Origin of the sequence: Klebsiella sp. GG_Kp146 (assembly GCF_040061975.1) — a bacterium.
Taxonomy (GTDB): Bacteria; Pseudomonadota; Gammaproteobacteria; order Enterobacterales; family Enterobacteriaceae; genus Klebsiella; species Klebsiella quasipneumoniae.
In genome coordinates this window covers 175,990-188,782 of sequence record NZ_JBEAHA010000001.1, presented here as the reverse complement: position 1 = coordinate 188,782, position 12,793 = coordinate 175,990, and the positions used below count along the sequence as shown (strand labels likewise).

Sequence of the window (12,793 nt, the reverse complement as noted above, 5' to 3'; positions counted from 1 at the left end):
GGGTTAATCCCGCGGTTGGTTACGGGTTTTAATGTGCTGCCAGAAACGTTCGGCGGCCTGGTTAAGCCGCGAGCCGGAGCGGTAGAGCCAGGCGCCGATCGGCAGCGACAGGCTCTCATCGAGGATCGTCAGTCGGCCTTCGTCCAGCTCGCGCTGAATGGAGTACTGCGGCAGCCAGCCCACGCCGTCGCCATTGAGGATCATGCGCTTGAGCAGTTCGCTCATGGAAGAGACAAAGGTGAGGGAGAAGGTGATCTCCGGCGTGCGGTCGATGACCTGGTTCACCTGGCGCCCCATATAGCTGTCGTTGGCGTATTTCATCAGCGGCAGCACGCCGCGATGTAAATGAAACAGCGGCCGGCCATGTTCGTCGCAGGGGGAGACCAGGTGCAGGTAAGAATCAAAAATTTTATGATTAATAAACGGATAGTTCATTAATTCTTCATTATAGAAGGAGAGGATAAAATCGCTTTTACCCTCTTTCAGGTTAAATACGGCGTCGTTGACGTTAATCGATTCAACATGAAAAGTCTTATTTTTACGGTCGGTGTAACCGGCGATAATTTCCGGCAGCAATAACACCGACAGCGAAGGGGCGGCGTCGATTCTTATTTTCTGCGTGGTGTTATTTAAACCTTTAATTCGGCTGATCTGAAAATCCATGTCGTCGAGCATATTTCGCGCATAGCCGACAAAAATTTTCCCGCGGTTGGTCAACTGCAGGGGGTTGGCGCTGCGGTCGAAGATGCTGAATCCGAGGGAAGCCTCCAGCGACTGGATGCGTCGGCTGAACGAGGACTGGGAGATATTGCGGGCTTTGGCCGCCAGGGTAAAGCTGCGTGACTCCTCGAGAGCAATCACATCATACAGCCATTTAACTTCCAGATTTGCCAACACCGATCCAGTCCTCAAAAACGCAATAAAGGCTATGCAATTTTAGCATAGCGCATAGAAACTATGCAATTAACATAATTATCGACAGGTGTTAACATTTTTTGGAAAGTTGAGATTTATGAATGCGTATCGGCGACCCTACATGAGCACGATATGAAATCGCGACTCACGGTTATTTATTGCTTTATTTCATTGCCCAGGATTTATCTTATTAAATAGCTGGCGACGATGACGAAAGCAATGAATAACCCAGGCCTCTTACCTTAAATAGTTTGTCAGGAGTTCCATGTCACAACAAATTGAATCAGTAAAAATGGCTCTGCAGGAGCTGGGGATTAATGCAAGCGGCGAATTGTTTTACAACCCTGATTACGATTTGCTTATTGCACATGAAACCGCTCCTGAGCTGACCGGCGCGGCCCGCGGCGTAATGACCGACTCTGGCGCTGTGGCAGTGGATACCGGCATCTTCACCGGCCGCTCGCCGCGCGATAAATATATCGTCAGAGACGAGCAGACGCGCGACACCGTATGGTGGGCTGACTCCGGCCTCGGCCGCAATGACAATAAGCCGTTATCGCCAGAAGTGTGGCGCAGCCTGAAAAGCCTGGTCGCAGGCCAGCTGAGCGGCAAAAAACTGTACATCATCGACGCCTGGTGCGGCGCCAGCCCGGACACCCGCCTTGGCGTGCGCTTCGTCACCGAGGTGGCGTGGCAGGCCCACTTTGTCAAAAACATGTTTATCGTGCCGAGCGCCGACGAGCTGGCCAGCTTTACCCCGGACTTCGTGGTGCTCAACGGCGCCGGCTGCACCAATGCCAACTGGCAGGCGCAGGGCATGAACTCCGAGAACTTCGTCGCCTTTAACCTGAGCGAGCGTATTCAGCTCATCGGCGGCACCTGGTACGGCGGCGAAATGAAAAAAGGGCTGTTCTCGGTCATGAACTACCTGCTGCCGCAGAAAGGCATCGCGTCGATGCACTGCTCGGCCAACCGCGGCGAAGCAGGGGACGTCGCGCTGTTCTTCGGCCTCTCCGGTACCGGCAAAACCACGCTGTCCACCGATCCGCATCGTCAACTGATTGGCGATGACGAGCACGGCTGGGACGATGATGGGGTGTTTAACTTCGAAGGCGGCTGCTACGCCAAGACCATCAATCTCGACCCGCAGGCGGAGCCGGAGATTTATGGCGCCATCCGCCGCAATGCGCTGCTGGAAAACGTGGTGGTGCGCGCCGACGGCAGCGTGGATTACGCCGACGGCAGCAAAACCGAGAACACCCGCGTCTCCTATCCGCTGTCGCATATCGACAATATCGTCAAGCCGGTGTCCCGGGCGGGCCATCCATCGAAGGTGATTTTCCTTGCCGCAGACGCGTTTGGCGTCCTGCCGCCGGTCTCCCGTCTGACCACCGAGCAGATGCAGTACCATTTCCTGTCGGGCTTCACCTCGAAGCTGGCGGGCACCGAGCGCGGCATTACCCAGCCGACGCCGACCTTCTCCGCCTGCTACGGCGCGGCGTTCCTGCTGCTTCACCCGACCCAGTACGCCAGCGTACTGGCGGCGAAGATGGCGGAATCCGGTGCGGAAGCCTGGCTGGTCAACACCGGCTGGAACGGCGAGGGCAAACGCCTGTCGCTGCGCGATACCCGCAGCATCATCAGCGCGATCCTCAATGGCACCACCGGCCCGCTGCGCGATGAAGCGATCCCGGTGTTCAATCTTGCGATCCCGCAGAGCATTCCGGGCGTCGACAGCGCAGTGCTGGATCCGCGTAATGGCTGGAGCTCAGCGGATAAGTGGCAGGAGAAGGCGGAGAGTCTGGCTCAGCTGTTTATGGATAACTTTAAGCAGTACAGCGATACCGAAGCGGGCGCGCGTCTGGCGCTGGCCGGTCCGCAGCTGCAGAATAGCGCGGTCGAAGCCTGATCCGCGGCCAGCAGGTCGACGCCTGGCGCCGACCTGCTGGCGAGCCGCTTTACTCCGCAAAGGCCCGCAGCGCATCGCCAGTGAGGCGATAACGCACCCACTCATCCTGCGGCTGCGCGCCAATGCTCAGATAGAAATCAATCGCCGGCTGGTTCCAGTCGAGCACGCTCCACTCCAGACGCCCGCACTGACGCTGTACAGCATATTGCGCGATGGTTTTCAGCAGCGCTTTTCCGGCGCCGATCCCGCGATAGTCGGGGGTTACGTACAGATCCTCCATATAGATGCCGTTACGGCCAAGCCAGGTGGAGTAGCTGGTGAAGAACACGGCGTAGCCCACCGCTTTGCCCGCCACCTCGCAGATCAGCGCCTCGGTTTTGCTGCTGCTGGCAAACAGCGTCTCTCTGATCTCCTCTGCCGTCGTCACCACCTCTTCGGGGGCTTTCTCGTAGACCGCGAGTTCATAAATCATGTCATAAATAGCGGTGGCGTCGTCCGGGGTGGCCTGGCGGATCGTGATGCTCATGGGTCGTCCTGTCTGAATGGTATGAAGGAAAGCAAAATTGCTGACCCAGAGCATAAGCGGTATTGTGAAAAGAATTAAGTGCAATGAAATCAGCAAACGATGAATATTATGCATCCTGTCCTGCGCCGTATCGACCTCAACCTGCTGCCGGTCTTTGACGCGGTCTATCGCTCCCGCTCGGTGCGCCTGGCGGCAGAAGAGCTGGCGATGAGCACCTCGGCGCTGAGCCATGCGCTCTCCCGGCTGCGCAGCGCCCTCAACGACCCGCTGTTCTATCGGGAAGGTCACCGGATGTGTCCCAGCGTCTATGCCAGCCAGCTGGCGCCCTCTATCGCTTCGGCGCTGAAATTTCTCAATCAGGAGCTGACGCCGCCGGCGGCGTTTGTGCCGGCCGCCAGCACCGACTGCATGCAGATTGCGATCACCGATTTCACCGCGTTCTGCGTCTTTCCGACGCTGATGCACCACCTGCAGCGTGAGGCGCCCGGGCTGCGGTTTGAGCTCCGTTATCTGCCCCACAGCCCGGCGCTGACCGAGCTGCTGGCGGGGGAGGTCGATCTGGCTCTCGGGTTCAATACCCCTGACGAGCCAGCTCATCCCGATCTCGAGGAGATTAACTGGCTGCGGGACGAATATGTGGTTATCAGCCAGACCGACCGAACGGCGCTCACCCTGGACGCCTACCTTGCGGCCCGTCATCTGGTGGTGACCCCGTGGAATGAGCGGCAGGGGGTGCTGGACTGTGAGCTGGAGCGGCAGGGCTATTCGCGGCAGGTGGCGGTGAAAACGCCCTCGATGCTGAGCGCTCCCTTTATTATTGAGCAGAGCGATCTGCTGATGGCGCTGCCCCGGCGGGCGGCGGAGACGATGGCTCGCGCCGCCCGGCTGGCCATTTTCCCGCTGCCGTTTCCGGTTCCCCCGTTTGACGTCAAGATTTACGCCCACAAACGCAGCGGGAAACGCGAGGCCACCCGCTGGCTGATCTCCCTGTTGCAGACGCTGGGGAACGCCGCCGCGGCGCCGGCGCCCTGAGGTCACGTCCGGATTATTAACATCTCGCCGCTCCGCGTCGCGTTAACCCTGCCGGGCCGGGTATGTCTTTTACCGCCCGGCGCCCGGGGCGCAGCGGCGTACCCTGGCCTCGGTCACAAAACGGAAAACTCACCTTTTCATCCCTGCCGCCGACGCTGATGGTGCAGAGAGTGTTAAATGATTGTATGTAAAAGTAATGTTAATTAGTTAAATGTTATTTATGCGTAAATTGCATCAATGGATGCGTTTATTACGCTTATTTCATTCCCGGTTCTGTTTCAGTCTTCAGCAACAGGCGCGCGACAACGCGTGGATAACAAACTGGAGACCTGCATGCATTCGACAACCTCACTGATGAGTACCCGTGACCGGCTCGGCGCCATTCTGCGCGTCACGTCCGGTAACTTTCTCGAACAGTTCGACTTTTTCCTGTTCGGGTTTTATGCCACCTACATCGCACATACCTTTTTTCCGGCGAGCAGTGAATTCGCCTCGCTGATGATGACCTTCGCGGTCTTTGGCGCCGGCTTTCTGATGCGGCCCATCGGCGCCATCGTGCTTGGCGCCTATATCGACAAGGTAGGGCGGCGCAAAGGGCTGATTGTGACCCTGTCGATCATGGCCACCGGCACCTTCCTGATCGTGCTGATCCCCTCTTACCAGGCCATTGGCCTGTGGGCGCCGCTGCTGGTGCTGATCGGCCGCCTGCTGCAGGGCTTCTCCGCCGGCGCTGAGCTGGGCGGGGTATCCGTCTATCTGGCCGAGATCGCCACCCCGGGCCGCAAAGGGTTTTACACCAGCTGGCAGTCGGGCAGCCAGCAGGTCGCCATTATGGTGGCGGCCGCGATGGGCTTTGCCCTCAACGCCGTGCTGGAGCAGAGCGCCATCAGCGACTGGGGCTGGCGTATTCCGTTCCTTTTCGGCTGCCTGATCGTCCCGTTCATTTTTGTGCTGCGCCGTAAGCTGGAGGAGACCCAGGAGTTTACTGCCCGCCGCCATCATCTGGCGATGCGCCAGGTATTCGCCACCCTGCTGGCGAACTGGCAGGTGGTCATCGCCGGGATGATGATGGTGGCGATGACCACCACCGCGTTCTATCTGATCACCGTCTATGCGCCGACCTTTGGCAAAAAAGTGCTGATGCTCAGCGCCTCGGACAGCCTGCTGGTCACGCTGCTGGTGGCGATTTCCAACTTCTTCTGGCTGCCGCTGGGCGGGGCGCTGTCCGACCGCTTTGGCCGCCGGCCGGTGCTGATTGCCATGACCCTGCTGGCGCTGGCTACCGCGTGGCCTGCGCTGACCATGCTGGCGAACGCGCCGAGCTTTTTGATGATGCTGAGCGTGCTGCTGTGGTTGTCCTTTATCTACGGCATGTACAACGGGGCGATGATCCCGGCGCTGACCGAAATTATGCCCGCCGAAGTGCGCGTGGCAGGCTTCTCGCTGGCCTATAGCCTGGCGACCGCGGTGTTTGGCGGCTTCACGCCGGTGATTTCCACGGCGCTGATTGAATATACCGGTGATAAAGCTTCCCCAGGCTACTGGATGAGCTTTGCCGCCGTCTGCGGCCTGCTGGCCACTTGCTACCTCTATCGCCGCAGCGCCGTTACGCTGCAGACGGCACGTTAATCAGGGAGATGATGATGCGTAAAACGACAGGAACCCTGCTGGCCACGTTGCTGCTGGCCGCCACCGGCGGCAGCGCGCTGTCCGCTGAGGTCACCGTGATGATCTCCGGCGGCTTCAAAGCGGCGCTGGAAAAGCTGGCCCCGGCATGGGAAAAACAAAGCGGTAACCACCTCGTGGTGATCCCCGGGCCGTCGATGGGGAAAACGCCGCAGGCGATCCCTAACCGCCTGGCGCGGGGCGAACACGCGGACGTGGTGATTATGGTCGGCGACGCGCTGACCGGCCTCGAGAAAGCGGGCCGTACGCAACCGGATTCGCGCCGGGAGCTGGCCGACTCGCCCATCGGCGTGGTGGTAAAAGCGGGAGCGCCGCTGCCGGCTATCCGCAGCGCAGACCAGCTGCGGGCGGCGCTGCTGGCTGCGCCGTCGGTCGCGTACTCCGACAGCGCCAGCGGACGCTATGTCAGCTCGACGCTGTTCCACCGCCTGGGCATTGATGAGGCGATGCAGAGCAAAGCGCAGATGGTGGAGCGTATTCCGGTAGCCTCGGAAGTGGCGAAGGGACGGTATGCGATCGGTTTTCAGCAGGTGAGCGAACTGCTGCCGGTGCCCGGCGTGACCGTTGTCGGCGAACTGCCGGATAACCTGCAGTACGTCACCCGCTTTGCCGGGGCGGTGACCGTCAGCGCCGACCACCCGCAGGAAGGAAAGGCGCTGCTGACGTATCTGGCCTCACCGGCGGCGCAGGAGACCATCCACGCCACCGGTATGCGAAGCGTAGCTGCCGCCGCGCCGGTCAGCCAGAAGGATACTGTTCAATAATCAGCTTCTCCAGCTCTGCCGCCACGTAGGACTGAATACGGCCGCTGAGGCGGATCAGACCTACCGTACGGGTGACCACCGGCTCGGTAAGCGGTACGGCGCGGAGAACGGAATGCTCCCCGGCGGGCATCGACATCGCGGGCACGGCGGCAATGCCGATGCCCGCTTCTACCATCCCCAGCATCGTGGTGACGTGGCGGGTTTCGCAAATGCTTGGCCGCGCCGGCGTCAGATGCGCCAGCTCCCTGTCGAGCAGCGTCCGGTTGCCGGAGACCCGATCGAGGCCAATATAATCCTGTTCAAAGTATGCCTGCCAGCTGAGGTGCGTCCTGCTCGCCAGCGGATGGTCGTGCCGACAGGCGGCGACATAGCGGTCGTCGGCCAGCGGGGTGAATTCGATGCTGGCCGGCAGGTTTTTGGCAAAGCAGAGGCCAAAGTCAGCCTGTCCGCTGCTCACCGCCTCGATGACATTCCCGGCGCTGCTGTCGATCAGCCGGATACGCACCTGGGGAAAGCGCGCCTGAAAGCTGCGGATGATTTCCGGCATAAAGTAGTAGGCGGCAGAAGGTACCGTCGCCACTGTCACCAGCCCGGTACGCGTCTTGCTGACCTGGCTGATATCCGCCAGCACCGTCTCGACGTGGGCCAGCAGCTGCTCCGAACGTTCGGCAAAATTCTGTCCATACAGCGTAAGGGTCACGCGGCGGGTGGTGCGCTCGAACAGCCGGTTGCCTAACGCGGTCTCCAGCTTTTCGATGCGGCGGCTGAGGGCCGACTGCGACAGGCAAATGGATTCTGCGGCCAGCCGAAAGCTGCCATACTCCATCAGGGCGCGAAAGGCATAGAGATCGTTGAAGTCAAAATTTACGGGCATGGCGGCGGCATCCTTATCGGCTGTCTGGCGCCTCGCCCCGTCCGGTGAGGGGCGATGGCGACGAAAATCGGCTCGGCAGGTGACTGGGCGCGCGGCTGACCGCACGCCGGGTCGTCATACCTTGAGCAGTTTTACCGTGGCATCGATATCGATTTCGTCTTCCGAGAAGATCAGGGTTGTCCCCTGAAAGGTGGTGATCGCCAGCTTTTTCACCGAGCGCATCTCTCCCGGCTGCACTGTGGATTTTGGCCGGATGCTGTTCATCAGCAGCCCGACCGACAGCACCGCGTTTTCTTTATCCACGCGGGTCTCGACCGGCTCTTCTTCCCGGTAAACCACATAGGATTTGATGGAGGTCAGCTTCAGCCGCTCGCCGGCGATATAGATATATTTGCTTTCCGGAATGACCTTCACCGCGTAGGCCGACAGCCCTTTATTGTTGGTGGTAGGTTCAAAAGTCACCGCCGCGTCTTTCTTGATGAGATCGGGATTGGCGACCTTAATCACATGAAAATACCGGTTTTCGCCGTTTTCATCTTTGATAAATCCAAAACCTTTATCTTTAAACCACGTTGTGATTGTTCCGTTCATCGCCATTACCGTTCTTACTCGTTGGTTAACTCAAATTTTGCAGCGCGCAGTGTAAAGCACATTGCCTGCGCAGACCATGCCTTTGCGATAAGTGTGGGTGATAAATGACGCCGCCGCGAGGGCGGATCGTGCGCCAGCGTCGTACCGGCGGGCAAAATGGGGTACTATCGCCGGCCACTCCTTCTTCGGGCCGTCTGATGTCCACCATTATCGATACCTTTGTCGCTCCGCCGTGCCGCGAGCAGATAACCCTCCTGTATCAGGACGAACACCTGCTGCTGATCAATAAACCTGCCGGGCTGCTGAGCCTGTCAGGCAAAGATCCGCGCAACCTCGACTCCGTGCATCATCGACTGGTCCAGCGCTTTCCGGGCTGCACCCTGGTACACCGCCTTGATTTCGGCACTTCCGGTCTGATGGTGGTCGCCCGCAACAAGGTGATTAACGCCGCGCTGTGCCAGCAGTTCAGTCAGCGCACGGTGGGTAAGGTCTATACGGCGCTGCTGTGCGGCCATCTGCCGGAAGATGAAGGGATAGTGGAGGCGGCGATCGCCAAAGACCCGGCCCGTTTCCCGCGCATGTCGATCTGCGCCCGGCACGGCAAACCGGCGCGTTCGCACTACCGGGTAATTGACCGTATGTACCAGACGCGGGAAGGGGAGAGGGCGCTGGCGCTGACGAGGGTGGCGCTCACCCCGGAGACCGGGCGCACCCATCAGCTGCGGATCCACTGTCAGCTGCTGGGCTATCCGATCCTTGGCTGCGATCTGTATGGCGGCCGGGAATTTCCGGGCACGGAACAGGCTCCGCGGCTGATGCTGCACGCCAGCGAACTGCGTTTTCGCCACCCCGTCAGCTGCGAGCCGATGCATATCCAGCAGGCAAGCTCGTTCTGATCGCCTGCCGCTGGAAGCCCGCCATCACCACATCAGGTCGTCGGGCACCTTAAAGTCGGCGTACGGATCGTCTTCATCCTGCTCATCCTGGCTCAGGGCGCTGTGCAACACGATGCTGCTGGCATCGCGCTGGGCAATTTTCTCTGCCACAATCGCCGGAATAATTGCATATTCCCCTTCAGGTTTGTTATCCACCGCCAGGCGGGCAATCGCCAGGCGACCGTTAATCAGCTGGGTTTGGGTGGTCTTGTCGACCATGATTTTTTTGATCAGATTATTATCGGTAAAGTTAAAGCCGATATCGCCCCGGGCGACCGTAATGCGGTTCATCTCAATCAGCTGCTTGACCTGAGCTTTATACTCTTTCGCCAGCACCGCCTGCTTTTGCTGCTCGCTGAGCTGTTTATCGCGCTCCAGCTGGGCTTTTTTATTCTCTTCCACCGCTTCCCGGGCCTCACGGGCCTGCACGCGGGATTTTTTCGCCGTTCTCTGGACTTTGGCCATTTTTTTGCTGCTGACCAGGCCGGCTTTGAGCATCTGCTCTTGTAAGGTAAGTTTTGTCATTTGCGTATCTGAAGCTTAGGAAACATCTGGCAAGTATACCTGCATTGGCGGAAACGACGCCAGACCCGCGGACGTACTGGGCCGCTGTGCCCGGTAGCTCGAGACTGGCCGGGGATTACTCCCGGGGCTGGAGCTGATAAATCCAGGCGCTGACCTGCTGTCCATCGTCGGTGGTCACCTCCACCGACACCCGATCGTACCCCTCCTCAAAGTCGTCCAGCATGGCCCAGTGCGCCGCCAGCCGGTCGGACAGGAACAGATAGCCGTTGACCCGCGGGCCGTTGGCATCGAGGACGATCCCCGGAAAATCAGCAGCTGCGCCCCAGCCGCGCGCGTAAAAGGTACCGGTAACGTAGCCCGGACGCCACTCGCCCCCGATCGCCTCCAGAATATGCGCATTGCTGCGACCGGGACAGAGCGTCCCATAGACAAATAGCGGTTTCATTTTCTCTCTCTCGTTCGCCCTGATACCCGCCCCCAGCGGAGCGGAAAACCAAAATACGGGGTAATTCAGCGCCTGGCAATGGCCGGGTGGGGGGGCAGGCATCTCTCTGATGCCGGAGGAGATTCAGGCGCCGGCGCTGTCGGTGGCATATTTACTGCAGTGACAATTTAGTGTTGAGTTTTTTATTATTTGCAGGTGAATATAAATAATATTTAATAGCGAAATAATAAATGGACGGCTTATAGAATAAGCTGCGTGAATGGAATGAAGAGGAATTATAAAACTTCCTTGGGTTGAATTCAGATATTATTTAGGGCCAGGCGTTACCTCCCCTGGCTATTTCACTTTAAGATAAACCTCCCTTGAACAAAAAATACCATCTGATTTCGAAATTCTCGCGGGCAGGGGAGATATTTCCTTTCCTTGAAGCGGCAGGCAATCAATCGAGACGAACGACGTTCGGGAGAAAAACCGCTAGTGAGGAACAGGCCAGAGCAAATGCAGGGGCTGAGGCGAACGTACGGCGGATGAAGGATATCCGACCGGGCATTTGGTCCTGTCTGCAGACAGATGAAAGCGAAAGGCACAGGAGGTGCAATGAAGATTTTCCGCCCATTATGGCACGATGGGGCTTTTCTGGTTCCGCAGCAGTTTCAGCAACAGGCCCGCTGGGAGGCGCACGTCGCCGATACGGTCTCCCGCATGGCGCTCGCCCACCCCTGGGGGGTATTGCGCGCGGAGTTTGACGCCAGCGCGCTCACCCTTTCCCGGCTCAACGCCACCCGGCTGATCGTGCGTTTCGCCGACGGCGCGCTGATTGACACCGAGCTGGCGGATATTTTGCCACCGGTCCGCGATGTATCGGACGTGATGCAGGACAACGTGGAGGTTCTGCTCGCTCTGCCGCTGCTCAGCGCCAGCGGCGGCAATCTTGATGACGGCCAGGAAAGCGCCCGCCCGCGCCGCTGGCGCGCCGAGCAGGTGACCGTGCAGGAGCTGGCAGGCCATGAACGCAGCGAGCTGGCCGTTCTGCGCCACGCGCTGACGCTGCGTCTCTCCACCGAGGAAAATGCGGCCTTCCTTACCTGCCCGGTAGCGCGTCTGGTACGCGACGCCCAGGGGCAGTGGATCGTTGACCCGAAATTCATCCCGCCGCTGCTGTCGCTGGCCGCAAGCCCGACGCTGGTCAGCGAGCTGGGCGAGCTGCTACATCGCCTGCAGGCCCGACGCAGACGCCTCATGGCCATGCGCCGTGAAAGCAATGCGCGGATGGCTGATTTTGCCGTGGCGGATGTTTCCCTGTTCTGGCTGCTCAACGCGCTGAACAGCGCCGAGCCGGTGCTCAGCGAGCTGCATCAGGACCCTTCGCGCCATCCGGAGCTGCTCTATCGTGAACTGGCCAGGCTGGCCGGCAGTCTGCTGACCTTCTCTCTTGAACATCATCTGGACGCGATCCCCCGCTACCGGCATGCCTCGCCGGAGCAGGTATTCCCACCGCTGTTTGCCCTGTTGGATACGCTGCTCGAAGTCAGCTTGCCCTCAAGGGTGATCGCCATCGCGCTGGAGCAGGGTGCTGACCGGGAGATCTGGCGGGGGAGGCTGCACGATGCACGGCTGCGCGAGGGGGCGGATTTTTATCTGTCGGTGCGTTCTTCACTTCCCCCTCACCAGCTTCAGAGCCGCTTTCCGCAGCTCTGTAAGGCGGGTAGCCATGATGATGTCGCCGAGGTCGTCAACATTGCCCTCAGCGGCATCGCGATCAAACCGCTGAGCCACGTGCCGGCGGCGATTCCGCTACGTCTGGAAAACCAATATTTCGCTCTGGATCTCTCCACCGATGCCGCCCGCGCGATGCTGGAGGCCGGCAACTGCACCTTCTATACCCCGGAATCGCTTGGCGACGTGAAACTTGAACTCTTTGCGGTACTGCGCTCATGAATATCTCTGAAAGCGATCTGATCAACAAAACCTTTTACCCGGGCTGGCTGATGGTCAGTCAGTTACGCTGCGGCCAGCCGGTGACCGATGGCGAGGCGCTCTATCGTCAGGCCTGTCGATGGGTGACCGAGGCGCGCGAGGCGCTGGCGGCGGCAGGCGTCAGTGAAGCCAGCGCTGAGCAGATGCTCTATGCCTACTGCGCGCTGCTCGATGAGAGCGTCCTCAACCGCGCCAGTCAGGATGATGGCTACCGCAGGTGGCGCAAGGATCCGCTGCAGGCGCGTTTTTTCAGCACTCTCAACGCCGGGGAAGAGCTCTGGGAACGGATCCGCCAGCTGCTGCGAGAGCCCACGGCGGATGCGGCAGTGCTGACTTGTTTCTATCGTACTTTGCAGCTGGGGTTTGTCGGGCAGTACCGCGCCCAGGATGACGAACGGCGTGAGGACGTGGCGCATGCGCTTGGCGCACGGGTCCCGCCGTTCAGCCTGACCCAGGAGGCGCCGGTGGTGGTTCGTGCCTCCCGGCTGCGCAGCGGACGGCGGATGTACTGGTGCGGCTGGGCGGTTGGCATTGTGGCGCTGGCCGCGCTGTGGTTGACCTTCTCCGCCGTGCTGTCACAGATGGTGGCGAAGATAGCAGGGCAGGGATAAGAG

The 12,793-nt window shown here is 59.7% G+C and carries 13 protein-coding genes; 7 read left to right on the top strand and 6 right to left on the bottom strand.

Annotated features, from left to right (window positions below; all coding sequences use genetic code 11):
- Positions 1 to 3 precede the first annotated feature (3 nt).
- The gene (locus ABLU95_RS00890; RefSeq protein ID WP_023290180.1) at positions 4 to 897 is read right to left on the bottom strand and encodes a LysR substrate-binding domain-containing protein; all 894 of its coding nucleotides are present in this window, start codon (positions 895 to 897) and stop codon (positions 4 to 6) included.
- A gap of 283 nt (positions 898 to 1,180) precedes the next feature.
- On the opposite strand from ABLU95_RS00890, the gene pckA reads away from it, so the two are divergent.
- Entirely contained in the window at positions 1,181 to 2,824 is a 1,644-nt protein-coding gene (pckA, locus tag ABLU95_RS00885) for a phosphoenolpyruvate carboxykinase (ATP) (RefSeq protein ID WP_023290179.1), read from the top strand.
- A 49-nt stretch (positions 2,825 to 2,873) separates the two neighbouring features.
- Here pckA and ABLU95_RS00880 read toward each other — a convergent pair whose 3' ends face one another.
- Complete coding sequence (locus tag ABLU95_RS00880; RefSeq protein WP_004203250.1) at positions 2,874 to 3,350, bottom strand: GNAT family N-acetyltransferase; 477 nt, start codon at positions 3,348 to 3,350, stop codon at positions 2,874 to 2,876.
- A gap of 99 nt (positions 3,351 to 3,449) precedes the next feature.
- Between ABLU95_RS00880 and ABLU95_RS00875 the strand changes: the two genes are divergently transcribed.
- The 3 genes from ABLU95_RS00875 (at position 3,450) to ABLU95_RS00865 (ending at position 6,832) form a co-directional block, all read left to right on the top strand.
- On the top strand, positions 3,450 to 4,382 hold the full coding sequence (locus ABLU95_RS00875) for a LysR family transcriptional regulator (RefSeq protein ID WP_241516495.1): 933 nt from the start codon (positions 3,450 to 3,452) through the stop codon (positions 4,380 to 4,382).
- 333 nt (positions 4,383 to 4,715) lie between these two features.
- The gene (locus ABLU95_RS00870) at positions 4,716 to 6,011 is read left to right on the top strand and encodes an MFS transporter (RefSeq protein ID WP_241516494.1); all 1,296 of its coding nucleotides are present in this window, start codon (positions 4,716 to 4,718) and stop codon (positions 6,009 to 6,011) included.
- An 11-nt stretch (positions 6,012 to 6,022) separates the two neighbouring features.
- Positions 6,023 to 6,832: a substrate-binding domain-containing protein gene (locus ABLU95_RS00865; RefSeq protein WP_348878719.1), complete on the top strand. Its 810-nt coding sequence runs from the start codon at positions 6,023 to 6,025 to the stop codon at positions 6,830 to 6,832.
- On the opposite strand, the gene ABLU95_RS00860 is transcribed toward ABLU95_RS00865, so the two are convergent.
- Both ABLU95_RS00860 and ABLU95_RS00855 read right to left on the bottom strand, forming a co-directional pair.
- The gene (locus ABLU95_RS00860; RefSeq protein ID WP_348878612.1) at positions 6,807 to 7,706 is read right to left on the bottom strand and encodes a LysR family transcriptional regulator; all 900 of its coding nucleotides are present in this window, start codon (positions 7,704 to 7,706) and stop codon (positions 6,807 to 6,809) included. The genes ABLU95_RS00865 and ABLU95_RS00860 overlap by 26 nt on opposite strands.
- A gap of 114 nt (positions 7,707 to 7,820) precedes the next feature.
- Entirely contained in the window at positions 7,821 to 8,303 is a 483-nt protein-coding gene (locus tag ABLU95_RS00855; protein ID WP_004203243.1) for a cold shock domain-containing protein, read from the bottom strand.
- A gap of 191 nt (positions 8,304 to 8,494) precedes the next feature.
- Here ABLU95_RS00855 and ABLU95_RS00850 point away from each other — a divergent pair, with 191 nt between their 5' ends.
- Positions 8,495 to 9,193, top strand: coding sequence for an RluA family pseudouridine synthase (locus ABLU95_RS00850; RefSeq protein ID WP_241516603.1), 699 nt, complete (start codon positions 8,495 to 8,497; stop codon positions 9,191 to 9,193).
- Positions 9,194 to 9,217: 24 nt separating this feature from the next.
- Here ABLU95_RS00850 and ABLU95_RS00845 read toward each other — a convergent pair whose 3' ends face one another.
- Complete coding sequence (locus ABLU95_RS00845; protein WP_023290173.1) at positions 9,218 to 9,757, bottom strand: DUF2058 domain-containing protein; 540 nt, start codon at positions 9,755 to 9,757, stop codon at positions 9,218 to 9,220.
- 115 nt (positions 9,758 to 9,872) lie between these two features.
- Entirely contained in the window at positions 9,873 to 10,202 is a 330-nt protein-coding gene (locus ABLU95_RS00840) for a gamma-glutamylcyclotransferase family protein (RefSeq protein ID WP_065881230.1), read from the bottom strand.
- Between the two features lie 597 nt (positions 10,203 to 10,799).
- Between ABLU95_RS00840 and tssK the strand changes: the two genes are divergently transcribed.
- Together tssK and tssL are read left to right on the top strand one after the other, a co-directional pair.
- Complete coding sequence (gene tssK / locus ABLU95_RS00835; RefSeq protein ID WP_218810843.1) at positions 10,800 to 12,140, top strand: type VI secretion system baseplate subunit TssK; 1,341 nt, start codon at positions 10,800 to 10,802, stop codon at positions 12,138 to 12,140.
- Positions 12,137 to 12,790, top strand: coding sequence for a type VI secretion system protein TssL, short form (gene tssL, locus ABLU95_RS00830; RefSeq protein ID WP_065881234.1), 654 nt, complete (start codon positions 12,137 to 12,139; stop codon positions 12,788 to 12,790). The genes tssK and tssL overlap by 4 nt, the downstream gene beginning before the upstream one ends.
- Positions 12,791 to 12,793 lie beyond the last annotated feature (3 nt).

What these genes read in the sequence shown, in the direction of transcription:
- ABLU95_RS00860 (WP_348878612.1), bottom strand. Translation starts at nt 7,706, where the DNA reads ATGCCCGTAAATTTTGACTTCAACGATCTCTATGCCTTTCGCGCCCTG.
- ABLU95_RS00865 (WP_348878719.1), top strand. Translation starts at nt 6,023, where the DNA reads ATGATGCGTAAAACGACAGGAACCCTGCTGGCCACGTTGCTGCTGGCC.
- ABLU95_RS00840 (WP_065881230.1), bottom strand. Translation starts at nt 10,202, where the DNA reads ATGAAACCGCTATTTGTCTATGGGACGCTCTGTCCCGGTCGCAGCAAT.
- pckA (WP_023290179.1), top strand. Translation starts at nt 1,181, where the DNA reads ATGTCACAACAAATTGAATCAGTAAAAATGGCTCTGCAGGAGCTGGGG.
- ABLU95_RS00850 (WP_241516603.1), top strand. Translation starts at nt 8,495, where the DNA reads ATGTCCACCATTATCGATACCTTTGTCGCTCCGCCGTGCCGCGAGCAG.
- ABLU95_RS00880 (WP_004203250.1), bottom strand. Translation starts at nt 3,350, where the DNA reads ATGAGCATCACGATCCGCCAGGCCACCCCGGACGACGCCACCGCTATT.
- ABLU95_RS00845 (WP_023290173.1), bottom strand. Translation starts at nt 9,757, where the DNA reads ATGACAAAACTTACCTTACAAGAGCAGATGCTCAAAGCCGGCCTGGTC.
- tssK (WP_218810843.1), top strand. Translation starts at nt 10,800, where the DNA reads ATGAAGATTTTCCGCCCATTATGGCACGATGGGGCTTTTCTGGTTCCG.
- ABLU95_RS00875 (WP_241516495.1), top strand. Translation starts at nt 3,450, where the DNA reads ATGAATATTATGCATCCTGTCCTGCGCCGTATCGACCTCAACCTGCTG.
- tssL (WP_065881234.1), top strand. Translation starts at nt 12,137, where the DNA reads ATGAATATCTCTGAAAGCGATCTGATCAACAAAACCTTTTACCCGGGC.
- ABLU95_RS00870 (WP_241516494.1), top strand. Translation starts at nt 4,716, where the DNA reads ATGCATTCGACAACCTCACTGATGAGTACCCGTGACCGGCTCGGCGCC.
- ABLU95_RS00855 (WP_004203243.1), bottom strand. Translation starts at nt 8,303, where the DNA reads ATGGCGATGAACGGAACAATCACAACGTGGTTTAAAGATAAAGGTTTT.